General features: G+C 73.6%; 19 protein-coding genes. 6 read left to right on the forward strand and 13 right to left on the reverse strand.

From position 1 onward, the window contains the following. The 3 genes from CCN44_RS27815 to CCN44_RS27830 form a co-directional block, all read right to left on the reverse strand. Positions 1-1,803: chromosome segregation SMC family protein (locus CCN44_RS27815; RefSeq protein ID WP_158103157.1), on the reverse strand; the 1,803-nt coding region annotated here is incomplete at its 3' end. Between the two features lie 281 nt (positions 1,804-2,084). Then, positions 2,085-2,288 (reverse strand): hypothetical protein, encoded by a 204-nt coding sequence (locus tag CCN44_RS27825; protein ID WP_023546484.1) that lies wholly within the window; start codon positions 2,286-2,288, stop codon positions 2,085-2,087. Between the two features lie 379 nt (positions 2,289-2,667). Further along, positions 2,668-2,949, reverse strand: coding sequence for an acylphosphatase (locus tag CCN44_RS27830; protein ID WP_059252823.1), 282 nt, complete (start codon positions 2,947-2,949; stop codon positions 2,668-2,670). Between the two features lie 180 nt (positions 2,950-3,129). Here CCN44_RS27830 and CCN44_RS27835 point away from each other — a divergent pair, with 180 nt between their 5' ends. Continuing rightward, a complete protein-coding gene (locus CCN44_RS27835; protein ID WP_086700562.1) occupies positions 3,130-4,473 on the forward strand; it encodes a CAP domain-containing protein in 1,344 nt (447 codons plus the stop codon). A gap of 13 nt (positions 4,474-4,486) precedes the next feature. Here CCN44_RS27835 and CCN44_RS27840 read toward each other — a convergent pair whose 3' ends face one another. Continuing rightward, positions 4,487-5,071: a flavodoxin family protein gene (locus CCN44_RS27840; protein WP_059252822.1), complete on the reverse strand. Its 585-nt coding sequence runs from the start codon at positions 5,069-5,071 to the stop codon at positions 4,487-4,489. A gap of 162 nt (positions 5,072-5,233) precedes the next feature. On the opposite strand from CCN44_RS27840, the gene CCN44_RS27845 reads away from it, so the two are divergent. Continuing rightward, positions 5,234-5,629 carry a winged helix-turn-helix transcriptional regulator gene (locus CCN44_RS27845; RefSeq protein WP_059252821.1) on the forward strand — a complete coding sequence of 132 codons (396 nt, stop codon included), beginning with the start codon at positions 5,234-5,236 and terminating at the stop codon, positions 5,627-5,629. On the opposite strand, the gene mutM is transcribed toward CCN44_RS27845, so the two are convergent. The 8 genes from mutM to recG form a co-directional block, all read right to left on the reverse strand. After that, positions 5,602-6,462, reverse strand: coding sequence for a bifunctional DNA-formamidopyrimidine glycosylase/DNA-(apurinic or apyrimidinic site) lyase (gene mutM, locus CCN44_RS27850; RefSeq protein ID WP_059252820.1), 861 nt, complete (start codon positions 6,460-6,462; stop codon positions 5,602-5,604). The two genes, CCN44_RS27845 and mutM, sit on opposite strands and share 28 nt — an antisense overlap. A gap of 101 nt (positions 6,463-6,563) precedes the next feature. Continuing rightward, positions 6,564-7,382, reverse strand: coding sequence for a ribonuclease III (gene rnc / locus CCN44_RS27855; RefSeq protein WP_399009514.1), 819 nt, complete (start codon positions 7,380-7,382; stop codon positions 6,564-6,566). Positions 7,383-7,389: 7 nt separating this feature from the next. After that, entirely contained in the window at positions 7,390-7,563 is a 174-nt protein-coding gene (gene rpmF / locus CCN44_RS27860; protein WP_003951102.1) for a 50S ribosomal protein L32, read from the reverse strand. Positions 7,564-7,565: 2 nt separating this feature from the next. Next, positions 7,566-8,210 carry a YceD family protein gene (locus CCN44_RS27865; RefSeq protein WP_059252818.1) on the reverse strand — a complete coding sequence of 215 codons (645 nt, stop codon included), beginning with the start codon at positions 8,208-8,210 and terminating at the stop codon, positions 7,566-7,568. Between the two features lie 130 nt (positions 8,211-8,340). Next, complete coding sequence (locus CCN44_RS27870; RefSeq protein ID WP_086700547.1) at positions 8,341-9,423, reverse strand: ATP synthase F0 subunit B; 1,083 nt, start codon at positions 9,421-9,423, stop codon at positions 8,341-8,343. A 57-nt stretch (positions 9,424-9,480) separates the two neighbouring features. Continuing rightward, entirely contained in the window at positions 9,481-9,960 is a 480-nt protein-coding gene (gene coaD, locus CCN44_RS27875) for a pantetheine-phosphate adenylyltransferase (protein WP_059252816.1), read from the reverse strand. Positions 9,961-9,986: 26 nt separating this feature from the next. Further along, positions 9,987-10,574, reverse strand: a complete 588-nt coding sequence (rsmD, locus tag CCN44_RS27880) for a 16S rRNA (guanine(966)-N(2))-methyltransferase RsmD (RefSeq protein ID WP_059252815.1) — start codon at positions 10,572-10,574, stop codon at positions 9,987-9,989. A gap of 139 nt (positions 10,575-10,713) precedes the next feature. Next, a complete protein-coding gene (gene recG / locus CCN44_RS27885; RefSeq protein WP_086700550.1) occupies positions 10,714-12,987 on the reverse strand; it encodes an ATP-dependent DNA helicase RecG in 2,274 nt (757 codons plus the stop codon). 222 nt (positions 12,988-13,209) lie between these two features. On the opposite strand from recG, the gene CCN44_RS27890 reads away from it, so the two are divergent. Together CCN44_RS27890 and CCN44_RS27895 are read left to right on the forward strand one after the other, a co-directional pair. Continuing rightward, positions 13,210-15,045 carry an HSP90 family protein gene (locus CCN44_RS27890; protein WP_086700553.1) on the forward strand — a complete coding sequence of 612 codons (1,836 nt, stop codon included), beginning with the start codon at positions 13,210-13,212 and terminating at the stop codon, positions 15,043-15,045. Further along, the gene (locus CCN44_RS27895) at positions 15,042-17,993 is read left to right on the forward strand and encodes a hypothetical protein (protein WP_086700556.1); all 2,952 of its coding nucleotides are present in this window, start codon (positions 15,042-15,044) and stop codon (positions 17,991-17,993) included. The genes CCN44_RS27890 and CCN44_RS27895 overlap by 4 nt, the downstream gene beginning before the upstream one ends. A 323-nt stretch (positions 17,994-18,316) precedes the next feature. Here the strand turns inward: CCN44_RS27895 and CCN44_RS27900 are convergent, their stop codons facing one another. After that, complete coding sequence (locus CCN44_RS27900) at positions 18,317-20,134, reverse strand: DAK2 domain-containing protein (RefSeq protein ID WP_086700560.1); 1,818 nt, start codon at positions 20,132-20,134, stop codon at positions 18,317-18,319. 257 nt (positions 20,135-20,391) lie between these two features. Between CCN44_RS27900 and rpmB the strand changes: the two genes are divergently transcribed. Then, positions 20,392-20,577, forward strand: a complete 186-nt coding sequence (gene rpmB / locus CCN44_RS27905) for a 50S ribosomal protein L28 (RefSeq protein ID WP_003993230.1) — start codon at positions 20,392-20,394, stop codon at positions 20,575-20,577. A gap of 108 nt (positions 20,578-20,685) precedes the next feature. After that, on the forward strand, positions 20,686-22,345 hold a 1,660-nt coding region (locus CCN44_RS27910), incomplete at its 3' end, for an ATP-binding protein (RefSeq protein ID WP_143649991.1).

Raw genomic sequence — 22,345 nt, forward strand, 5'->3', positions numbered from 1 at the left:
GTTCCCCGCGTCCCTTCGGGGCTCTGCGCCGTCGTGGTCGGGCGCGGCGTCTCCCGCGTGCCTTGTGGGCCGTTCCGTGTCCGGGGCGTCTGCCAGGAGGAGGGCCGCTCGGCCGCCGTCCTGTTTACGGAGGAGCTTGATCGCCTCGGCCGCCGCCGCGGGGGTCGTCACGGCGATCGCGTCCGCCGCCGCGCCGAAGGCGGCGGCCAGCGGGATCTCGTAGCCAGGTCGGATCGTCAGCAGTTCCGCCGCCGGGCCCAGGACGCCGGTGAGGCGGTCCCGCGCGCCGAGCAGTATGCCGGTGCCGTCCTTGCGGCGCAGGCCCAGGGCCAGCGCCTCGTGGCGGGCCTGGGTGGCGGCGCGGCGGCGTTCGGCCGCGGTGGCCGCCTCGCGGGCCGCGGTCAGGGCGGACTCGGCCTCGGCGAGCTGACGTTTCGCGGCCTCGTGCCGCTCGGCCAGGTCGGCGTCGCCGGCGTCGAGTCCGTCGACCTCGGCCTGCAGGGCCTCGTACTCCTCCTGGGCGCGCACCGCGCGTTCCTGTGCCTCGTCGCGGGCCGTGGCCAGCCGGTCGATCTCGGCCTGGGCAGAGGCGGCGCGCGAGCGGGCCGCGTTGACCTGTCCGGAGAGGCGGGCCAGCCCTTCGCGGCGGTCCGCGATGGCGCGGGCGAGGTCCTTCAGCCGGCGTTCCTCGACCGCCAGCTCGCGCTCCAGTTCGGCGCGGTGGGCGACCGTGTCGTCCAGCGCCCGCTGCGCCGCCTCCAGGGCGGCCTCCAGCTCGGCCTCCTGCTCACGGATGCGGGCGGCCTCGCGCTCCAGCTCCTCGGGGTCCCGGCCGCGCCGCTCCTCGGGCGGGGCCGAGGTGGCGCTCTTGACCCGGGCGTCGGCCAGCGAGACGGTGCCGCGCACCCGCTCGGCCAGCTGGGACAGCTCGTACCAGGTCTGCTGGGCGCGTTGCAGGCGCGGGGTGAGCCGGCGCACCTCGTCCTCCAGCAGGGCCTCGCGGTGGAGGGCCTTCTTCAGCTCCTGCTCGGCGGTCTCCTTGCGCTCCTTCAGGGCCGCCTCGTCGGCGATCTCGGCCCGCAGGGCTTCCCGCAGCCGTACGAGGTCGTCGGCGAGGAGTCGCAGGCGGGCGTCGCGGAGGTCGGCCTGGATGACGGCGGCCCGGCGCGCCACCGCCGCCTGGCGGCCCAGGGGCTTGAGCTGGCGGCGCAGCTCGTCGGTGAGGTCCTGCACGCGCGCGAGGTTGGCCTGCATCGCGTCCAGCTTGCGCAGCGCCTTCTCCTTGCGCTTGCGGTGCTTGAGGACGCCGGCCGCCTCCTCGATGAAGGCGCGGCGGCCCATGGGGTCGGCGTGCAGGACGGAGTCGAGCTGGCCCTGGCCGACGATGACGTGCATCTCGCGGCCGATGCCCGAGTCGGACAGGAGTTCCTGGATGTCCAGCAGGCGGCAGGTGTCGCCGTTGATCTGGTACTCGCTGCCGCCGTTGCGGAACATGGTCCGCGTGATGGTGACCTCGGCGTACTCGATGGGCAGCGCCCCGTCGGAGTTGTCGATGGTCAGGGACACCTCGGCGCGGCCGAGCGGCGGGCGGCCGGTGGTGCCGGCGAAGATGACGTCCTCCATCTTGCCGCCGCGCAGCGACTTGGCGCCCTGTTCGCCCATGACCCAGCTGAGCGCGTCCACGACATTGGACTTGCCCGAGCCGTTCGGGCCGACGACACACGTGATGCCCGGTTCGAACCGGAGTGTGGTTGCCGAGGCGAACGACTTGAACCCACGGAGGGTCAGGGCCTTGAGGTGCACGCCGGTGGACTCTACCCGCCGCCGCTATCTCACTCCATGAACCCTCGCAACCGCGCGGTTTCGCCGGTGACCATGCAGGGCACACCAGACGTTGAAGAAGGTGAAAGGATGCGCGGGGGAAACAACGGGCCGGACGGGGAGAGAACGGCCGGGGGAAAGAACGAAGGGACGCCGAAGCGTCCCTTGCAACTCTGACGACTGGATCGCAGCCGTCTGATCAACTGAGCGGTTGATACGGGCAGCCCGATCGCTGTGACTGCTGTGGTGAAGCGATGCAGCGATCAGGTGAGCGCAGGCTCCGCCTGGTGTGCGTCGATGCTCTCCATGATCCTGTCCTGAGAGGCGGCAGCCGTCAGCGCGTCGTTCTCCGCCTGGATCCGTACCAGCTCGGACTCCAGGTCCTGGACGCGCTGCTGCAGCCGTCGCATCTCGGCGAGGAGTCGAGGGTCGGAGCCGCCGACGTAACCGAGAAGCGCCTTTGCCATGATGGATGGTCCTCCACACTGAGTGACCGACCGATGCGGTGTGGGTCGTGAGGGATTCGCACCCGCGTGCTTGGCACATCCGGGTGTTGCTCTGCTATTGCTCCATGCCAAACAGCTAAGGTGCGCGGGGCTTTCAGCGTCTCACCAAAAAGTTTGACGGTCAACACGATCACGCCCCGTATCGGGGGGCAAACCGGGGTGCGCGGCCGGAAAAACGGCGGTGCTGCGACTCCTCCGGGCCCTCGGGGCGTGGCGACCAGCAGTACCTGCGGAGCCTGCCATGCCACGCCCGTCTTGGCAACCACCAGGGCGTTTCCGCTCGCGCACATGCCCCCGGCAGCTTGCCGCGCACCCGGGGGCGGGGCTTCGGGGCATCGGGTCAGCGGATGGCGAAGCCGTCGTAACCGCCGCGCGGTGTGTCCCAGATCTCGGTGACACCGTCCACGCGCCCGGGCGTGTCGCTGCCCTGGAGCCAGTCCAGCAGCCCCTCGCAGCCCTCCCGTGGCCCCTCCGCGACCACTTGGACCCGGCCGTCGGCCAGATTGAGAGCAAAACCACTCAGCCCGCCGATCTCCAGCGCCTTGGCGCGCGTGAACCAGCGAAAACCCACGCCCTGCACGTGTCCACGCACCCAGGCGACCAGTCGTACATCCTCACTCATGGGTGCAACCTAACCAGCCCGTGTCACGTGGGACACGGCGTCCCCCAGCGGCATGGGGTACCGTCCGGACCCAATGATTCGCATATGAAACCACTCGATCGAGTGGGTCGGGTCGGCCAGGGGGAGTCGCTCGCCGCGCAGGCACCGGCCGACCGCGAGGACGAGGAAGAGGGCAAGTTCATGGGACGCCACCGACGCTCCGCCGCCGGCCGCGCCGCCACGGGCCGCGCCACGGGGGCCGCGCACACGCAGGGTTCCGGCTCCGGTTCCGGGCGCGAGGACACCCGGCACCCCTCCTCCCAGGAGCGGCAGATACCCATGGGCACCGCCCCGTATCTGAACCCGGAGGCCTATGCCGAGGCCACCGCCAAGGCCCAGGCATATCTGTTCGCGAAGGACGACGCCCCCGCGCCGGCCGGCTCCGATTCCGGCTCCGGTTCGGGTTCCGGCTCCGGCGGTTTCCCGGGGAGCGGCTTCACCCCGGCCGGCGGGCCGTCCCGGGGGCACCGCCGGCGGAACAGGTCCGGGCGTCCGGTGCGCGCGGGTCTGCTGGGGGTGTCCGCGGCCGTCGCCCTCGGCACGGTCGCGGTGACCACGGGCATGGTGCCGGGCCTGGACCACTACCAGCTCGGCGGCGGCACGCGCACCACCGGCGGGGAGCGGGTGCAGACCGCGGGCTCCCCCAGCAACACGGCCGTCGCGCAGGGCGGCACCTCGGGCGGCACCGGCAGCACCGCCACGGCGCCGACCGGCGGGGGCAGCGAGCGGACCAGGCCCGCGAGCCCGTCCGCCTCCGCCTCGCCCTCCGCCTCCACCTCGAAGGAGGCGTCCCGCACGCCGGTCCCGTCGAAGACGCCCGCCAGGAAGCCGGCGCCGAAGACCACACCCGCCGAGCCCGCGACACCGGCCAAGCCCGCCGTACCGGCCAAGCCCTCCACGACGACCAAGCCCGCCGTACCGGCCAAGCCCTCCACGACGACCAAGCCCGCCGTACCGGCCAAGCCCTCCACGACGACCAAGCCCGCCGTACCGGCCAAGCCCTCCGCGACGGCGGAGCCTTCCGCGCCGGCGAAGCCGAGGAGCACCCCGTCCCGCACGGCCACCGGGGCGCCGGCGCCGGCCTCCTCACCGGTGACGGTGTCACGGGAGGCCGTCGCCGAGGCCGAGGTGCTGAAGCTGGTCAACGAGGAGCGGGCGAAGGTCGGCTGCAGCCCGCTGGCGGCGAACTCCTCGCTGACGAAGCTCGCCGAGTCGTTCAGCGACGACATGGCCGCGCGGGGCTTCTTCGGCCACACCGACCCGGACGGCAGGTCGCCGTGGGACCGGGCCGCGGCGGCCGGCATCACCAGCCTCGGCGGTGAGAACATCGCCCGCGGCCAGGCCGACGCGGCCGCCGTGATGGAGTCGTGGATGAACAGCCCCGGCCACCGCGCGAACATCCTGAACTGCGACTTCAAGACGCTGGGCGTCGGCGTCCACTTCGGCCCCGGCGGGCCGTGGTGGACGCAGGACTTCGGCTACTGAGCCGAGCGCGGGGTCAGGCGGCGGTACGACCGCGGGCGAAGGTCCGCGCCGTCTGCGCCACCCGGCGCCCCAGGTGCTCGGCGGTGGCCACGTCGGCCTTGTGGACGCCCTCGGGGCCCTGGTCGTTGTTGCTCTGGGCGGCGGCGCCGGCGAAGAAGCCGAGGCGGTTGAGGTCGTTCTCGGAGGCCGTGCTGCTGTTCCAGCCGGGCAGCAGGCCGAGGTTGACCCAGTGCATGCCGTGCTGGGCGGCGAGCGTCTGGAAGAACTGGAGGGTGTGCAGCTTGTCGCCGCTCTTGGAGGCGGAGTTGGTGAAGCCGGCGGCCAGCTTGTCCTTCCAGTCCTGGCCGAACCAGCGCCGGGAGGTGGCCTCGGCGAAGACGTGGAAGGCGCCGGAGGCGGTGCCCATGTAGGTGGGCGAGCCGAAGACGATCGCGTCGGAGCGGTCGAGCGTCTCCCACTGCTCGTCGGTGATCTCGTCCACCTTGATCAGGTGCACCTCGGCCCCCGCGTCGAGGGCACCGGCGCGGACGGCCTCGGCGAGGACGGCGGTGTGGCCGTAGCCGGAGTGGTAGGCGACGGAGACGACGGGCGTGGTCATGCGGACTCCTCGGAAGGACAGCGGAAAGAGGACAGCGGAAAGCGGCAGCTCGATGGCAGCTCGCCTCAAGGCAGCAGCTCATCAGCAGTAACCACAGGAAAGCACTAACTGTTAGTTAGTGCAACCTGGTGGGGAGCGCTGTGCGGGCGTACCCTTGCCGGTATGACCGTCACCGCCCAGGACCACGACGACCTCGCGTACAACGTCTTCGCCAAGGCCTGCCCCTCGCGCGCCACGCTGGAGCACGTCACGGGCCGCTGGGGCGGGCTGACGCTCGGCGCCCTGTACGAGGGCTCGCTGCGCTTCAACGAGCTGCGCCGGCGCGTGGACGGGGTGAGCGAGAAGATGCTGTCCCAGACGCTGCACGCGCTGGAGCGCGACGGCCTGGTGCACCGCGAGGCCCAGCCCACGAACCCGCCCCGCGTGGACTACGAGCTGACCCCCCTGGGCCGGCAGGTCGCCGAGCGGCTGCTGGCGCTCATCCACTGCGTGGAGGGCGCGATGGACGACGTCCTCGCGGCCCGCGCGCGTTACGACGAGACGCGCGGCGCCCTCTGACACTTCGGGCAGAAGTAGCTGGACCGGTTCATCCAGGGGCGGCGGCGCATGGGGGTGCCGCAGCGCTTGCAGGGCAGGCCCTCGCGGCCGTACGCGTCCAGGGAGCGGTCGAAGTAACCGGACTCGCCGTTGACGTTGACGTAGAGGCTGTCGAAGCTGGTGCCGCCGACGGCGAGGGCCGCGTTCATCACGTCCCGGACGTGGCCGAGGAGTTCCGCCGTGACCGGGCGGGTGAAGCGGGCCGTCGGGCGCTCGTAGTGGATGCGGGCGCGCCACAGGGCCTCGTCCGCGTAGATGTTGCCGACCCCGCTGATCAGCGACTGGTCCAGCAGGGCCCGTTTGATCGTGGTGCGCTTGCGGCGCAGCGCGAGGTGGAACGCCTCGTCGTCGAAGAGCGGGTCCAGCGGGTCACGGGCGATGTGCGCGATGACGTCGGGCAGGCCGTCGGGGGTGTTGTCGTGCACCGACAGGCCGCCGAAGGTGCGCTGGTCGACGAAGCGGAGTTCGGTGCCGAGGCCGTCGGCGAACCGGATCCGGATGCGCAGGTGCTTCTCGTCCGGCGCGTCGTGCGGCTGGACCAGCAGCTGGCCGCTCATCCCGAGGTGGGCGAGGACGGACTGGTTCGCCTCCTCCAGCGGCAGCCACAGGTACTTGCCGCGCCGGCGGGCGGTGCCGATGTGGTGGCCCTTGAGCCGGTGCGCGAAGTCGTCGGCCCCGGCGACATGCCGGCGTACGGCGCGCGGGTGCAGCACCTCGGTCTCGGCGACGGTCCGGTGGGCGACCCAGCGCTCCAGTCCTCGCCGGACCACCTCGACCTCGGGCAACTCGGGCATCGGGCCCCCTGTCAGAACGGTACGGACCGGTGGACGAGCCGAGCGCCCGGCCCGGCGTGGACGGCCGGGCGGGCGCTCGGTACTGCGTGCGACTGCTGTCGTCAGGCGGTGGCGGACGACGTGTCGCCGCCCCGGACGGCCTCGTCGGCCGTCTCCCGCACAGGCTCCTTGGCCACCTTGGCCCGCTCGTCCGCGGCGGCCCGGATGGACCGCCAGGCGGACTCGGCGGCCTGCTGCTCCGCCTCCTTCTTGCTGCGGCCGGTGCCGGTGCCGTACGAGACGCCTCCGACGCGGGCGGCAGCAGTGAAGGTCTTCTCGTGGTCGGGGCCGGTCTCCGTGACCAGGTACTCGGGCACACCGAGTCCCTCGATCGCGGTCAGCTCCTGGAGGGACGTCTTCCAGTCCAGGCCGGCGCCCAGGTTGGAGGACTTCTCGATCAGCGGGTCGAACAGGCGGTGCACCAGTTCGGAGGCCGCGTCGAGGCCCTGGTCGAGATAGACCGCGCCGATCACCGCTTCGAGGGTGTCGGCGAGGATGGATGCCTTGTCCCGGCCGCCTGTGCCTTCTTCACCCCGGCCGAGCCGGATGAAGGCGCCCAGGTCGAGGCCGCGGCCGACCTCCGCCAGCGCACGCGAGTTGACCACCGCGGCCCGCAACTTGGCCAGCTGGCCTTCGGGCAGGTCGGGGTGGGTGCGGTACAGCGTGTCCGTGACGACGAGGCCGAGCACGGAGTCCCCGAGGAACTCCAGCCGCTCGTTCGTCGGCAGACCGCCGTTCTCGTACGCGTAGGAACGGTGGGTCAGCGCTCGCACCAGAAGGGCGGACTCGACCTGGTAGCCGAGCCGCCCTTCCAGAAGCGTGTGGGACGAGGCCTGATTGTCCGCTGAGTTCTTCTTCGGCGTGGACACAGTGCCTCTCACCAGCCGCTCAGACCTCGAGGACCTGGCGCTTGTTGTAGGTGCCGCACGACGGGCACGCGATGTGCTGCTGCTTGGGCTCGTGGCAGCGCTCGCACGCAACCAGGGTGGGGACCGCAGCCTTCCACTGCGACCGGCGGTGGCGCGTGTTGCTGCGCGACATCTTCCGCTTCGGAACAGCCACGGCTACTTCTCCTGCTTCTCGTCGACGCCCGCTTCGGCGCCGCTCATCTCGTCCTTCTCGCCGTCCGTCATCGAACCGGCGAGTCCCTGCAAAGCCGCCCAACGGATGTCGACGGCGTCATGGTGGTGGTCCGGGTCGTCCGCGAGCCGCGCTCCGCACTCGGAACACAGGCCCGGACAGTCTTCCTGGCACACCGGCTGCATCGGCAGTGCGAGCACCACCGCATCGCGCAGCAGAGGTTCGAGGTCGAAAAGTCCGTCCTCGAGGAAGAACCTGTCCTCGTCGTCCTCGGCGTCGTCGCCCGGTTCCGCGATCACACGGCCCCGGTCGTCGGCGTCAGGGTACGAGAACAGCTCCTGGAAGTCCGCTTCGAGCTCCAGCTCGACCGGCTCCAGACACCTTACGCACTCCCCCTCGGCCGTTGCACGGGCGGTGCCTGTGACAAGCACCCCTTCCATGACCGACTCGAGCCGGAGTTCGAGCTCCACCGGGGCGCCTTCCGGCACTCCGATGACTCCCTGGATACCGAGGTCCCTGGGGGCGTCGATCGTGCGGGTCAGGCGCTGCAGCGCGCCAGGACGCCGACCCAGCTCGTGCGTGTCGAACACGAGGGGGTTGCGGTGGTCGAGGCGGGCGTTGGAGGCCATTCCTGCTTTCGATCTTCGAACTCGAAGGGACGCCGCCCGTCGGTGTTCCGGGCAGCGGTGATCGCGGGCATACGCGCGACCGAACAGCCAGGATACTGGACCTTTCGCTCAGCGCCCAATCCGCTGCCGGCTACAGCCCCCGGCCCTGCTCGTACGCCCTCAGCTGCTCCGCGCTGATCATGCTCGTGTCGAAGAGGCTGGTCTCGTCCAGGGCGTAGTCCTGCCGGCCCTGGGACTGCGGCTGCTGGGGAGGCTGCTGCGGCTCGTGGGGCTGCTGGGCGTCGTAGCCCTGCTGCGGGGCGTCGTAGCCCTGGTAGGCATACGGGTCGGCCTGCTGGTAGCCGTACGGGTCCTGCTGCGGCGCGTACTGCGGCTGCTGCGGGAAGCCCGCGTAGGGGTCCTGCTGCTGCGGATAGCCGTAGGCCGGCTGCGGTGCGTACGACGGCTGCGGCGGCTCCGGGCGCTCGGGCTGCCGCCGGTCCGCGCGGTCGCTGTCCGCGAGGGCGGCCAGGTCGGCGAGGTAGTCGGCGTCGCTGGAGTGCTGGAAGGTCGTGGTGTCGTCGGCGAGGGCGCCGAGGTCGTCGGTGGCGATCCGGCCGTGCAGCTTCTGCCGGCCCCGGCCGACGGCCTCCAGGGTCTTGGCGAGGACCGCCTCGAAGGCGCCCAGCTTGGCGTCCACGTAGGCGTCGGCGTTGTGGCGCAGGGTCTCGGGGTCCTGGCTGCGCTCGGGGGCGTCCTCGTCCTCGTAGCCGTTCTCGTCCAGGCCGGGCCCGGTGCCGAGGAGCTTCTCGCGGCCCCGGCCGACCGAGCCGAGGGTCTTGGTGAGGACGACCTCGAAGTTGGCGAGCTTGGAGTCGACGTAGTCGTCGGCCTCGGCGCGGATCTCCTCGGCCTCCTTGCGGGCCTCGGCGAGGATCCGGTCGGCCTCGGCCTGGGAGCGGCGGGCGATCTCGGTGTCGGAGATCAGCGAACCGCGCTCGGCGTGCGCGTTCTCGATGATCCGCTCGGCCTCCAGCCGGGCCTGCTCGACCATCTGCTCACGGTCGCCGATCAGCTCCTGCGCCTGGGCGAGCGAGCCGGGCAGCGCCTGGCGCACCTCTTCGAGCATCGCGAGCAGTTCGGCGCGGTTGATCACGCACGACGCCGACATGGGCATGGCCCGGGCGCTGGAGACCGCGGAGACGATCTCGTCGAGCTTCTTCTGCACGTCCACCTGTGCTCGCCACTCTCTACAGCCGGGTTGGAGACGGACGGGACGACTGTAGCCCCATCAGCCCTTGGCGAGGCGCTGGTTCAGTGCCTGGAGGACCTGGGCCGGCACCAGGTGGGAGACGTCGCCGCCCCAGGCCGCGACCTCCTTGACGAGGGAGGAGGAGAGGAAGCTGTACGTGGGATTGGTGGGCACGAACAGCGTCTCGACGCCGGTGAGGCCGTTGTTCATCTGGGCCATCTGGAGTTCGTAGTCGAAGTCGCTGACGGCGCGCAGGCCCTTCACGATGGCGGGGATGTCGCGCTGCTTGCAGTAGTCGACGAGGAGGCCGTGGAAGGACTCCACGCGGACGTTGGCGTACTCGGAGGTGACCTCGCGGATCAGCTCGATCCGTTCCTCGATGTCGAACAGGCCCTTCTTGGACTTGTTGATCATCACCGCGACGTAGACCTCGTCGTAGAGACGGGAGGCTCGGGCGATGATGTCGAGGTGTCCGTTGGTGATCGGGTCGAACGACCCGGGACAGACGGCGCGGCGCACTTGTGATCCCTCGCTCTCCGGTCCGGTCATCGTGCGTCTTCGCACGTAGAGGCGGCGCGACCGTACCAAAACGTTCCCTCGCCGTAGCGACGGGACCGGATCGCCTCGAAGCCGTCCGGCCAGTGGAATTCGCCGCCTCTGGTGCTGCGCTCCACGGTGACGAGCGCTTGCTCAGCGAGCCAGCCCTCCGAGTGGAGTGTGAGCAGAATCTCGCGGAGATCGTCGTCCGTGACGGCGTACGGCGGGTCGAGGAAGACCAGGTCGTAGGGCTCGGCCGGGGGTGCGGTGCGGATGATTTGTTCCGCTTTGCCCGCCCGTACCTCGGCGCCGGGCAGGCCCAGGTTCCGCACGTTCTCGCGGACGACCCGGGCAGCACGGGCGTCGGCCTCGACCAGGAGGGTGTGGCCGGCGCCCCGGGACAGGGCCTCCAGGCCCACGGCGCCCGAGCCGGCGTAGAGGTCGAGGACGCGTTCGCCGTCCAGGGGGCCGCCGAGGAGGGACTGCCAGGTGGAGAAGAGACCTTCGCGGGCGCGGTCGGAGGTGGGGCGGGTGCCGGTGCCTGGGGGGACGGCGAGGCGACGTCCGCCGGCTGCGCCGGCGATCACGCGGGTCATCTTCGGTCCTTGGTCGTGGGCTTCTTCACGGTTCAGTGTGGCAGGCCCACCGGAGTGGGTGCTCGATCGTCGTCGGCGGCTGCGGCGTCGTCGCGGCCGGTCGCGCGGTTCTCCCCGCCCCTTGGGAGCGCGCCGCGCCTCATCCCTTCTCCAGGTACTGCTCCCTCTCCTCGTCCAGGAGGGCGTCCAGGGCCGTGCGCAGGCCCGGGAGACGCTCCAGCTCGGGGTCCGCCGCCACGACCGCCGCCGCCTCCTGCCGGGCCTCCGCGATGACCTCCTCGTCCTCGATGACCGCGAGGACCCGGAGGCTGGAGCGGGCGCCGGACTGCGCCTGGCCGAGGACGTCGCCCTCCCGGCGCTGTTCGAGGTCGATGCGGGACAGCTCGAAGCCGTCGAGGGTGGAGGCGACGGCGGCCAGGCGCTGCCGGGCGGGGCTGGCCTCGGGCATCTCGGTGACCAGGAGGCACAGGCCGGGGGCGGAGCCGCGGCCGACCCGGCCGCGCAGCTGGTGCAGCTGGGAGACGCCGAAGCGGTCGGCGTCCATGATGACCATGGCGGTGGCGTTGGGGACGTTGACCCCGACCTCGATGACGGTGGTGGCGACCAGGACGTCCGTCTCGCCGGCGGCGAAGCGGCGCATCACGGCGTCCTTGTCGTCGGGGTGCATGCGGCCGTGCAGCACCTCCACCTTCAGGCCCTGGAGGGGGCCGCGGCTCAGCTGGTCGGCCACCTCCAGCACGGCCAGCGGGGGGCGCTTGTCCGCCTCGCCCTCCGGGTCCTTCTTCTTGCCGGCCTTCTTCGGGTCGTCCTCCTCGTCCCCGATCCGGGGACACACGACGTACGCCTGGTGGCCGGCCGCGACCTCCTCGCGGACCCGTTCCCAGGCGCGGGCCAGGAAGTGGGGTTTGTCGGCGGCCGGGACGACGTGGCTGGCGATCGGGGAGCGGCCGGCCGGGAGCTGGTCCAGGACCGAGGTCTCCAGGTCGCCGAAGACCGTCATGGCGACCGTGCGCGGGATGGGGGTGGCCGTCATGACGAGGAGGTGCGGGGGCTGCTTGCCCTTGCCGCGCAGGGCGTCGCGCTGTTCCACGCCGAAGCGGTGCTGTTCGTCCACCACGACCAGGCCGAGGTCGTGGAACTGGACCTTGTCCTCGATCAGGGCGTGGGTGCCGATGACGATGCCGGCCTCGCCGGTGGCCAGGTCGAGCAGGGCCTGGCGGCGGGCCGCCATGCCCATGGAGCCGGTGAGCAGGACGACCTTGGTGGCGTGCTCGGGGCCGCCCAGCATGCCGCCCTCCCGTCGCCCACCACCGCCCTTCTGCGGAGGCGCTTCGCGCCACAGCCCCCAACTGGCCAGCTCGCCCATCATCTCGGTGACCGAGCGGTGGTGCTGCTGGGCGAGGACCTCGGTGGGCGCGAGCATGGCCGCCTGGCCGCCGGCGTCGACCACGGCGAGCATGGCGCGCAGGGCGACCATGGTCTTTCCGGATCCGACCTCGCCCTGGAGGAGGCGGTGCATGGGGTGGGCGGTGGCCAGGTCGGCGAAGATCTCGCGGGAGACCTTCTGCTGGCCCTCGGTGAGAGTGAAGGGGAGACGGTCGTCGAAGGCGGCGAGGATGCCGTCAGGCCCGGGGACGCGGGGCACGGCGGGCAGCAGGGTGTCGGCGTGCCGGCGGCGGGCCAGGGCGACCTGGAGGACGAAGGCCTCGTCCCACTTCAGGCGGGCGCGGGCGTCGGCGATGTCGGCCTTGGTGTGCGGGCGGTGGATCTTGAGCAGGGCCTCGGGGAGCGGGAGCAGGCCGCGGCCCTCGCGAAGGGCGGGGGGCAGCGGGTCGAGGGCCTCCTGGGCGCTGGGGAGGACCGTCTGCACCGCCTTGCCGATCTTCCAGGACTCCAGTTTGGCGGTGGCGGGGTAGATGGGGATCAGCGCGCCGGCCCAGGTCTCGACCGCCTCCTCACTGTCGCCTCGGAGCAACTCGTACGCCGGATGGGCGAGTTGGAGGCGGCGGTTGAAGACGGAGACCTTGCCGGCGAACATCGCGCGGGTGCCCGGCAGCAGCTCCTTGTGGGGCTTGTGCACGCCGTTGCCGAAGAAGACCAGCTGGAGCCGGCCGCTGCCGTCGGTGATCGTGACTTCCAGGCGCTGGCCCTTGCCGCGGGGGGCCTTGGCCGAGGCGAAGGTGTGCAGGCGGGCGTCGGCGACCTGGGCGACCACCGTGACGTGCTCGTCCATGGGGAGGTCGGCGAGGTGGGTGAGCTGGCCGCGCTCCTCGTATCTGCGCGGGTAGTGGTGGAGCAGGTCGCCGACGGTGCGCAGGCCGAGGTGCTCGGCCATCACCTTCGCGGTGGCGGGGCCGAGCACTGACTTCAGGGGCTGCTTCAGGGGTTCTTCCAGTGCGGGCACGAGATCCATTGCACACCACGGCACTGACAATGCCGTAGACGCTGCCGAGGGCGGTCCGCCCGAGGCGCCGGGGAGGATTCCGTCCGAGGCGCTGTAAACATCAGGGAAACTCCTGGTCAGGCGCGCTGTTCCGGGCCTAGGATGACGCGCTCCGGCCATCCTTCGCGGTCACCGCCCCGCCGGGACCGCCCGACCCCGCGCCGCACGCACTCCCCCTCCGGCGCAGTGACGATGGACTCCCAGACCTCACAGGCATCCCAGGCATCCTCCCCTCACCCACCTCACAGCTTCCAGGTCGACCTGCGCGGTCTGGTGGACCTCCTCTCCCATCACCTCTACTCCAGCCCCAAGGTGTATCTGCGCGAGCTGCTGCAGAATGCCGTGGACGCCATCACCGCCCGGCGGGCCGCCGACCCGGACGCCCCCGCCCGGGTCCGGCTGTACGCGGCGGACGGCGCGCTGCGGGTCGAGGACACCGGTGTCGGGCTCACCGAGCCGGACGTGCACAGCCTGCTGGCGACCATCGGCCGCAGCTCCAAACGGGCCGAGGGCCTGCACGAGGCCCGGGCGGACTTCCTCGGCCAGTTCGGCATCGGGCTGCTGGCCTGCTTCCTGGTCGCCGACCGGATCCGGGTGGTCAGCCGCAGCGCCCGTACGCCCGAGGCGCCGCCGGTGGAGTGGACGGCGCGTGACGACGGCTCGTACACCGTGCGCACGCTGCCCGCCGCCGAGCGGCCCGAGCCGGGTACGACCGTATACCTGACGGCGCGGGCCGGTGCGGCCGAGTGGCTGGCGCCGGAGCGGGTCCGCGCCCTCGCCCGGGACTTCGGCTCGCTGCTGCCGTACGACGTCCGGGTCGGCGGCGAGCCGGTCACCGAGCTGCCCGCGCCCTGGGACCGCGCCCACCCCGGTCCGGCCGGCCGCCGGGCGGCGCTGGCCCGGCACTGCCACGAGCTGTTCGGTTTCACCCCGCTGGACTCGATCGACCTGGACGTGCCGGTGGCCGGGGTCCGCGGGGTGGCGTACGTGCTGCCGTCTGCGGTCAGCCCGGCCCAGCGGGCCACCCACCGGGTGCACCTGAAGGGCATGCTGCTGACCGAGCGGGCCGAACAGCTGCTGCCGGACTGGGCGTTCTTCGTGCGCTGCGTCCTGGACACCGACAGCCTGCGGCCGACCGCCTCGCGCGAGTCGCTGTACGAGGACGAGACCCTCGCCGCCGTACGCGACGCGCTCGGGACGAGGATCCGGTCCTGGCTGACCGGGCTCGCGGCCGGTGATCCGGAGCGGCTCGGGGCCTTCCTCGCCGTGCACCACCTGGGCGTGAAGTCCCTGGCCCGGCACGATACGGAGATGCTGCGCACGATGCTGCCGTGGCTGCCGTTCGAGACGACCGACGGGCAGCTGTCCCTTGAGGAGTTCGCGCAGCGGCACCCGGTGGTGCACTTCACGCGCACGGTCGAGGAGTACCGGCAGGTCGCGCCGATCGCCTCGGCGCAGGGCGTCGGCGTGGTCAACGGCGGCTACACCTACGACAGCGAGCTGGTCGAGGCGCTGCCGCGGGTGCGGCCGGGGACGGTGGTCGCCGAGCTGGACGCGGACACCGTGACCGCGCACCTGGACGCCGTCGACCCGGGCGAGGAACTGGCGCTGGCGGGGTTCCTCGCCGCCGCGCGCGCGAAGCTCGACCCCTTGGGCTGTGACGTCGTCCTGCGGGCCTTCCACCCGCTCTCCGTGCCCGCGCTGCACCTGGACGACCGGTCCGCCCGGCACGAGCAGGCCCGCGCGGCGGCCGAGGAACAGGCCGACGACCTGTGGGCGGGCATCCTGGGCTCGCTGCGCGGCAGCGCCCCGCGCGCGCGTCTGGTGCTCAACCACCTCAATCCGCTGGTGCGGCGCATCGGTTCGCTCGGCGACCCGGAGCTGATCGGCACCGCGACCGAGTCGCTGTACGGGCAGGCCCTGCTGATGGCCCAGCGCCCGCTGCGGCCGGCCGACTCCGCGCTGCTCAACCGGGCGTTCATCGGGCTGCTCGAATGGGCGACCCACGGGGAGAGGGACGGGCGATGAGCGGGATCACCGACTTCGACGCGCTGCGCCGGGCGCTGGCGGACAACTCCGAGGAGCCGGAGGGCCCGGCCCGCAACGCGCGCGCGGAGGAGCTGCTCGCCGAGGCCGAGAAGCTGAACATCCCGCTCGCCGTGATCGAGGCGCTCGGGCACCAGCTGAAGGTCTACAACTACAGCTCCGAGAAGGACAAGATGTTCGTCCCGTTCGCGCGGCTGCTGCGCATGTGGGACGAGCGGCCGGAGGACTTCGACGAGGACGAGGCGCACTCGCTGCACTGGGTCTTCAAGTGGATGTCGGCGGGCATGCTGGACCAGCCGCACGTCCCGCTCGCCTCGATCGAGAAGTGGCTCGCCGAGATGGAGCACCGCTACCGGCTCGCCGGGCACTCGGAGCGGGCCGTGCGCAGCGCCGAGTTCAGCGTGGCCGCGCACATCGGGGACCTCGCGCGCGCGGAGCGGGCGTACGCCGCGTGGCTGGCCGCCGACCGGGACCGGATGGCCGACTGCCACGCCTGCGAGCTGCACGGGCAGGGCGCCTGGCAGGTCCGGTGCGGCCGGGACGCGGAGGCGCTGCGGCTGTGGCGGCCGGTGCTGGAGGGCGAGTTCGCCTGTGCGCACGAGCCGCACACGGTGCTCGCCTCCTCGCTGGCCCCGCTGCTGCGCCTCGGCCGCCTGGAGGAGGCCCGGGCCCACCATCTGCGCGGGTTCCGGCTGGTGCGGCCCATGGAGAGCATGCGGGGCGCGTACGCCGACCACGTGGAGTTCTGCGCGCTGACCGGGAACGAGGCGCGCGGTCTGGAACTGCTGGCCGAGCGACCGGCGTACTTCACGGACACCGGGCATCCGCGCAGCCGGCTGGACTTCATGGCCGTGGTGGCGCTGCTCATGGACCGGCTGACCGAGCTGGGCCTCGGCGCGCAGCGGGTGCCGGGGCCGGCCGGGCGGACCTGGACCGCGCGGGAACTCGCCGCGCACGCGCGCGCGGAGGCGACGGATCTCGCCGAGCGGTTCGACCGCCGCAACGGCACCGGTGCCGTGGGCGACCGGATCCGGGCGCGGATGGCCCAGCGGCCGCTGGCCGAGCGGCTGCCGCTGGGGGTGCGTACGGTGCGCCCCGCGCCCGTGCCGCCGCCGGCCGCGCCCGCGGCGCCGGACGCCCCCGCCGGGCCCGGCCTGCCCGCCCTGCTCGCCGAGGCGCGGCAGCGGTCGGACACCCTCCGGCCGCACGCCCTGGAGGCGTGGGCGGCGGTCGCGCGGGCCGCGCCGGACGGCGCCGGCCTCCCCGCGCGCGACCGCGCGGAGATCGCCGAGCACGAGGCGATGGCCCGCGGTCCCGAGGGCCTGCCTCTGTTCGAGCGGGCGGCGGAGCTGTACGCGGAGGCGGGCGACCCCGGGGAGGCACTGGCGGCACGCGCGCGTGCGGCCTACGTCCGCGCGCTGACGGGCGAGGTGGACGCGGCCCTCGCCACGGTCACGGACCTGTACGACGAGGTGCTCGCGCTGTACGCCGACGAGGGCACCGGGGTGCGGCAGACCGCGTCGGTGGTGATGAGCCGGGCGCGCGTGCTGATGCGGCGGGTGCACGAGGCCGCCGGAGAGGGCATCCGGGACGGGCGGTTCGCCGAGCGGGCCCTCGCAGCGGCCGAGGCGGCCGTGCGGGAGGTGCTGGCCCTCGTCGAGGGGTGCGGCGGAGAGGACGTGCGGCTGGCGGCGCGGGCCGCCGAGGCGCGGGCGATGCTGGCCGAACTGGCCGCGCTCGGCGGGGACGCGCAGCGGGCGGCGGAGCTGTTCCGGCGGGCCGTCGACGCGTACCTGGCGGCGGGACTGCCGTGGTTCGCGGTCGAGTACCAGGTGCAGATCGCCGCCCTGGCCCACCAGGCCGGTGACCTGGCCGGGGCCGAGCGGGCGCTGCGGGCGGCCCTGGAGCACGGCGGGCCGTACGTGGAGCCGATCGGGCGGGCCCAGCTGCATCTTCAGCTCGCCGAGGTGCTCGGGGGCCGGGACGCGCCCGAGGAGGCGGCCGAGCACGCGCTCCAGGCCGCGCACTGGGCCGACGAGGCCGGTGAGAGCGGCACCCTGGGCGCCTGGGCACGGCAGCAGCTGGGCGGCTTCCTGCTGCGCCGGGGCCGGTACGCGGAGGCCGCCGAGGTGCTGGAGTCCGCGCTGGCCGACCTGGAGGCCGAGACGCACGGTGACGGGGTGGTCGTGCAGGCCCGCTGGTGGCTCGGGGACTGCCTGGGCGAGCTGGGCGAGCACCGGGCCGCCGCCGAGCAGCGGCTCAAGGCCGCCGACCTGGCCCGGCACTGGCCCGAGCAGCAGGACCACGCCACGCTCGCCCATCTCGCCGCCGAGTCGCTGGGCAACGCCGGACTGGCGGCGGAGGCGGACCGGGCCTACGCGCGCGCGGGCGAGCTGTGGCGCTCGCTCGGCAACGCCCCGTTCCTGGTCCGCTCGCTGCGCGCCCGCGCCTGGCTGGCGCTGGGCGAGGAGTCCGGGGCGGCGCAGGCCCGCGCGCTGATGGCGGAGGCGGTGCGGGAGTGCGAGGCGGCGCTGGCGGTGGCGGGGGCGGACCGGGAGGAGCTGGCCGCGGAACTCGGCGGCACCCACCGGCAGTTCGCTGAGCTGCTGGCCCGCTCGGCGTCCGAGGAGGCCGCGGACGCGGCGATCCGGGCCGCGTTCGAGGCGGCGCTGGAGCAGATGACCCGGGCCGTGGCGGTGTTCGCCGGGCTCGGCGCGGCCGGGCTGCACAGCCGTACCGGCGCGGAGCTGGGCGCGGGCTGGCTGGAGGCCGACCTCGGCCGCCCGGCGGAGGCAGCGGCCCACGCCCGCGCGGTGCTCGCCGCCTACGCGGACACCGACGACGCGGACGACACCGCCCGGGCCCGGCGGGAGGAGGCGGCTCAGCTGCTGGAGGCGGCGCGGGAGGGAGAAGACGCGGGGCAGGGGTGAGCACGGCACGGATCACTCGCGCCGACCAGCGCCAGCGCCCCTGCCGCCCGACACGAGCGGCGGCACGCGTGCGTGCGCTGCGAGGAAGCGGCTCAGCTGCTGGAGGCGGCGCGGGAAGGAGAAGACGCGGGATAGGGGTGAGCACGGCACGGGTCACCCCGCACCGACCGGCACCAACACACCCTGCCGCCCGACACGGGCAGCGACACACACGCGTGCGGTGCCCGCCGTCCACGTGGGCGCCACGGCTCAGACGAGACCGTCCGGGCCCGGCGGGAGGAGGCGGCTGGAACGACGCGGGCCGGGGTGGGTCACGGCACGGGTCACTCCACGCCGATGAGCAGCAGCGCGGCCTGCCGGCCGCCGCGGTACGCCGTCGTGTCGACCGCCAGGTAGGTGTCCCGTACGTGGGCCTCCAGGTGCGCGGCGACGGTCTCGGGCGCCTCGTCGCCGACGACGAGGGTGACCAGTTCGCCGCCGGCCCGGAGCATGCGGTCCAGCACGGTCCGGGCGGTGCTGGTGACGTCGGCGCCGATCACCGCCACGTCGCCGTCGATCAGGCCGAGCACGTCCCCGGCCTGGCAGATGCCGGCCGTCGTCCAGGACTCGTGCTCGGCGACGACGACCTCGGCGTACCGGGTGGCGCCCGCCGCCGAGGTCATCTGGACGACGTCCTCGTCGAACCGGCGCTCCGGCTCGTGCACCGCGAGCGCGGCGATGCCCTGGACCGCCGAGCGGGTCGGGATCAGGGCGACGCGGATGCCCTCGGTGCGGGCCTGTTCGGCCGCGGCGGCGGCCGTGTGGCGCAGCTCGGCGTCGTTCGGCAGCAGTACGACCTCGCGCGCGTGGGCGCGCCGTACCGCCTGCACCAGCTCCCCGCTGGCGGGCGGCTCTCCGGGGCGCGCGAGGACGGTGGTCGCGCCCGCCTCGGTGTACAGCCCGGCCAGGCCCTCGCCGGGTACGACGGCGACGACCGCGCGCTGGGCACGCTCGCGCGGCGGACGCTCGCGTCCGGTGTGCACGTCGCCGAGCCCGAAGTGGGTGATCCTGATCCGGTACGGCCGCCCGGCCTCCACGCCGGCCTCCACGGCGGCGCCCGCGTCGTCGACGTGCACATGGACGTTCCACAGCCCGTCGCCGCCGACCACGACCAGGGAGTCCCCGAGGGCGTCGAGCCGCGCGCGCAGCCGGGCCACGGCCGCGTCGTCGGCCTCCAGCAGGTAGATCACCTCGAAGGCGGGCCCGCCGGTGTCGGCCGCGTCGGCGCACGGCCCGGCGTCGGCCGCGCACTCGGGGGCCGTCGCCGCACCAGCGGGCGCGTCGACCGCCTCGCCGCGCGCGGGCACGCCGGCCGCCTCTCCTCCCGCCTGCGCGTCGACCGCCCGCACGCGCGCGTGCGCGTCGACGGCCCCCGCCATCGCCTCCCTCTCGCCCACGCGCGCGTGGGGGCCGGAGATCACCACCGGGGACCGCGGGCTCTCGCGCACCGTCTCCCCCGTGAACGCCTCCACCAGCGCCCCCAGCACCGCCACCAGGCCCCGTCCGCCCGCGTCGACCACACCGGCCCGCCGCAGCACGGTCAGCTGGTCAGGGGTCGCCGCCAGGGCCGCCCGCGCCCCCTCGTAGGCGGCCCGCGCGACCGTCCCGCAGTCGCCCTCGGCCTGCTCGGCGGCGTCGGCGGCGGCCGAGGCGACCGTCAGCACCGTGCCCTCGACGGGGTGGGCCACGGCCTGCCGGGCGGAGTCCGCGGCCCGGCGCAGGGCCAGCCGCAGCGCCGGGCCGTCGCCGTGCGGCACGTCACCGGCGTCCGCGAGCACCTGCGCCATCCCGCGCAGCAGCTGCGCGAGGATCGTCCCTGAGTTGCCCCGGGCCCCGATGAGCGCGCCGTGGGCCATGGCCCGCACGGCGTCCGCCAGGCCGGGTTCCCCGGAACCGGTCGCGTGCCCGGCGAACACCGCCTCCACGGCCGTCGCCGCCGACTCCAGGGTCAGATACAGGTTGGTCCCGGTGTCGCCGTCCGCCACCGGGTAGACGTTGATCGCGTCGATCTCCTCACGGGCACGGCCCAGTGCCCGGAGCGCCAGACCGCACCAGGTGCGCACCGCGAGAGCATCGAAGAATGTCTGCGGCACCTGCGCCACCTGCGCCTCCCTGAGCTGGCTGGACGTGGGACGCAGCGTAGACCCCGGGCCGGTGGGGTCCGGAAGAGGGCCGGGGACGGGGGCCTGCGCTGCCATGGTAGTTTCGTTGTCCGGACGCAGTCGTTGTATGCTGCTCCGGTTGCCCGATCCGATCGGGCTGTTCCCCTGGCAACGCCACTCAAGATCTCAGGTTTAGGATCTCGATCCCGGCATGCCGGGATTAACCGTAAGTGCATCTGAAGTCTTTGGAGTGACCCGTGGCTGCCAACTGCGACGTCTGCGGCAAGGGGCCGGGCTTCGGCAACAACATCTCGCACTCGCACCGCCGTACGTCCCGCCGCTGGAACCCGAACATCCAGCGTGTGCGTACCGTGGTCGGCGGGACGCCGAAGCGCGTGAACGCCTGCACCTCGTGCATCAAGGCCGGCAAGGTCTCGCGCTGACGCGTATCAGCTGAGCGCGCGGCCACCGCCTGGTTCGCTGCACTGAGCCGGTCCACCTCCGGGTGGGCCGGCTTTTTGCCGTACCCCCGGCCTGCCAGAATCCACGGAATGCGCTTCGGCATCCTGGGCCCGGTCGAGATCCACACCGACGACGGCACCCCCCTCGACCCCGGCGGCCCCCGGCCCCGGGCCCTGCTCACGCTGCTGCTGCTCGACGCCGGCCGCCCGGTCTCCGTGCGGCGCCTGCTGGACGGTCTGTACGGCGCCGAGCCGCCCGCCGGGGCCGTGGCCGCGCTCCAGTCGCAGATCTCCCGCCTGCGCCGGCGGCTCGCGCCGCACACCGGCATCGACGCCGTCCCCGCCGGATACACCCTCGCCGTCGACCCCGACGCCGTCGACGCCCACTGTTTCGCCCGCCTGGCCGCCGAGGGCCGTACCGCGCTCGCCGCCGGCGACCACCCGCGGGCCGCGGCCCTGCTGCGCGACGCCCTCGCGCTGTGGCGCGGGCCGGCGCTGCCCGACCTGCCGGACGCGCACGCCGACCGGGCCCGGCTGGAGGAGCTGCGGCGGACCGCCGTCCCGGACCGGATCGAGGCCGAGCTGGGCTCCGGGCGCGGGCCGGAACTGGTGGCCGAGCTGCGGGCGCTGCTGCGGCGGCATCCGCTGGACGAGCGGCTGTACGGGCAGCTGATGCGGGCCCTGCACGCGGCCGGGCGGCCCGCCGAGGCGCTCGCGGTGTACGAGGAGGCGCGGCGCACCCTCGCCGGCGAGCTGGGCGCCGATCCGTCGCCCGAGCTGTCCGCGCTCCACCTCCACCTGCTCCGGGACGGCGCCGGGGCCCCGGCCCGGCCCCGGCTCCCGGCCCAGCTCACCCGGTTCGTGGGCCGCGAGGCGGAACTGAGCCGGATCGACCGCGCGCTGGCCGACTCCCGCCTGGTGACGCTGACCGGTCCCGGCGGCGTCGGCAAGACCCGGCTCGCCCTGGAGGCGGCCCGCACGCGCGCCGGCACTCCCCCGGATGTCTGCCTGGTCGAGCTGGCGCCCCTCGCCGACGGCGCCCGGATCCCGTACGCGGTGCTGGCGGCGCTCGGGGTGCGGGACGGCTTCCGCAGCCCGGCCACGGACGCCCTGGACCGGCTGCTGGCCGTGCTGGCGGACCGCGAGGTGCTGGTGGTGCTCGACAACTGCGAGCACCTGGTGGACGCGGCCGCGCGCACGGTCGCGCTGCTGCTGGGCGCCTGCCCCGGGGTGCGCGTGCTGGCGACCAGCCGGGAGTCGCTGGGCATCACGGGCGAGCTGCTGGTGCCGGTGCCGCCGCTGCCCGAGGAACCGGCCGTACGGCTGCTGCGGGACCGGGCCCGGGCGGTACGGCCCGATTTCGACGACCACGCGCGCGTGCCGGAGATCTGCCGGGCGCTGGACGGGCTGCCGCTGGCCATCGAGCTGGCGGCGGCCCGGCTGCGCACGCTCTCCGTGGACGAGCTGGCGGACCGGCTGCACGACCGGTTCCGGGTGCTCGCGCGCGGGGACCGGGCCAAGGCGCCCCGGCATCGCACGCTGCGCGCGGTGGTGGAGTGGAGCTGGGAGCTGCTGGACGCGGAGGAACGGGACCTGGCGAGCAGGCTGACCGTCTTCGCGGGCGGGGCGACGCTGGACGCCGTGGCGGCGGTGTGCGGGATGCCGTACCCGGAGGACCCGCTGGCGTCCCTGGTGGAGAAGTCGTTCCTGGAGGTGTCCGACGGGCGCTACCGCATGCTGGAGACCATCC

This window comes from Streptomyces tricolor, from assembly GCF_002155905.1.
GTDB lineage: Bacteria > Actinomycetota > Actinomycetes > Streptomycetales > Streptomycetaceae > Streptomyces > Streptomyces tricolor.

What these genes read in the sequence shown, in the direction of transcription:
- CCN44_RS27895 (WP_086700556.1), top strand. Translation starts at nt 15,042, where the DNA reads ATGAGCGGGATCACCGACTTCGACGCGCTGCGCCGGGCGCTGGCGGAC.
- CCN44_RS27865 (WP_059252818.1), bottom strand. Translation starts at nt 8,210, where the DNA reads ATGGCCTCCAACGCCCGCCTCGACCACCGCAACCCCCTCGTGTTCGAC.
- rsmD (WP_059252815.1), bottom strand. Translation starts at nt 10,574, where the DNA reads ATGACCCGCGTGATCGCCGGCGCAGCCGGCGGACGTCGCCTCGCCGTC.
- CCN44_RS27845 (WP_059252821.1), top strand. Translation starts at nt 5,234, where the DNA reads ATGACCGTCACCGCCCAGGACCACGACGACCTCGCGTACAACGTCTTC.
- CCN44_RS27835 (WP_086700562.1), top strand. Translation starts at nt 3,130, where the DNA reads ATGGGACGCCACCGACGCTCCGCCGCCGGCCGCGCCGCCACGGGCCGC.
- CCN44_RS27840 (WP_059252822.1), bottom strand. Translation starts at nt 5,071, where the DNA reads ATGACCACGCCCGTCGTCTCCGTCGCCTACCACTCCGGCTACGGCCAC.
- mutM (WP_059252820.1), bottom strand. Translation starts at nt 6,462, where the DNA reads ATGCCCGAGTTGCCCGAGGTCGAGGTGGTCCGGCGAGGACTGGAGCGC.
- recG (WP_086700550.1), bottom strand. Translation starts at nt 12,987, where the DNA reads ATGGATCTCGTGCCCGCACTGGAAGAACCCCTGAAGCAGCCCCTGAAG.
- CCN44_RS27890 (WP_086700553.1), top strand. Translation starts at nt 13,210, where the DNA reads ATGGACTCCCAGACCTCACAGGCATCCCAGGCATCCTCCCCTCACCCA.
- CCN44_RS27825 (WP_023546484.1), bottom strand. Translation starts at nt 2,288, where the DNA reads ATGGCAAAGGCGCTTCTCGGTTACGTCGGCGGCTCCGACCCTCGACTC.
- CCN44_RS27830 (WP_059252823.1), bottom strand. Translation starts at nt 2,949, where the DNA reads ATGAGTGAGGATGTACGACTGGTCGCCTGGGTGCGTGGACACGTGCAG.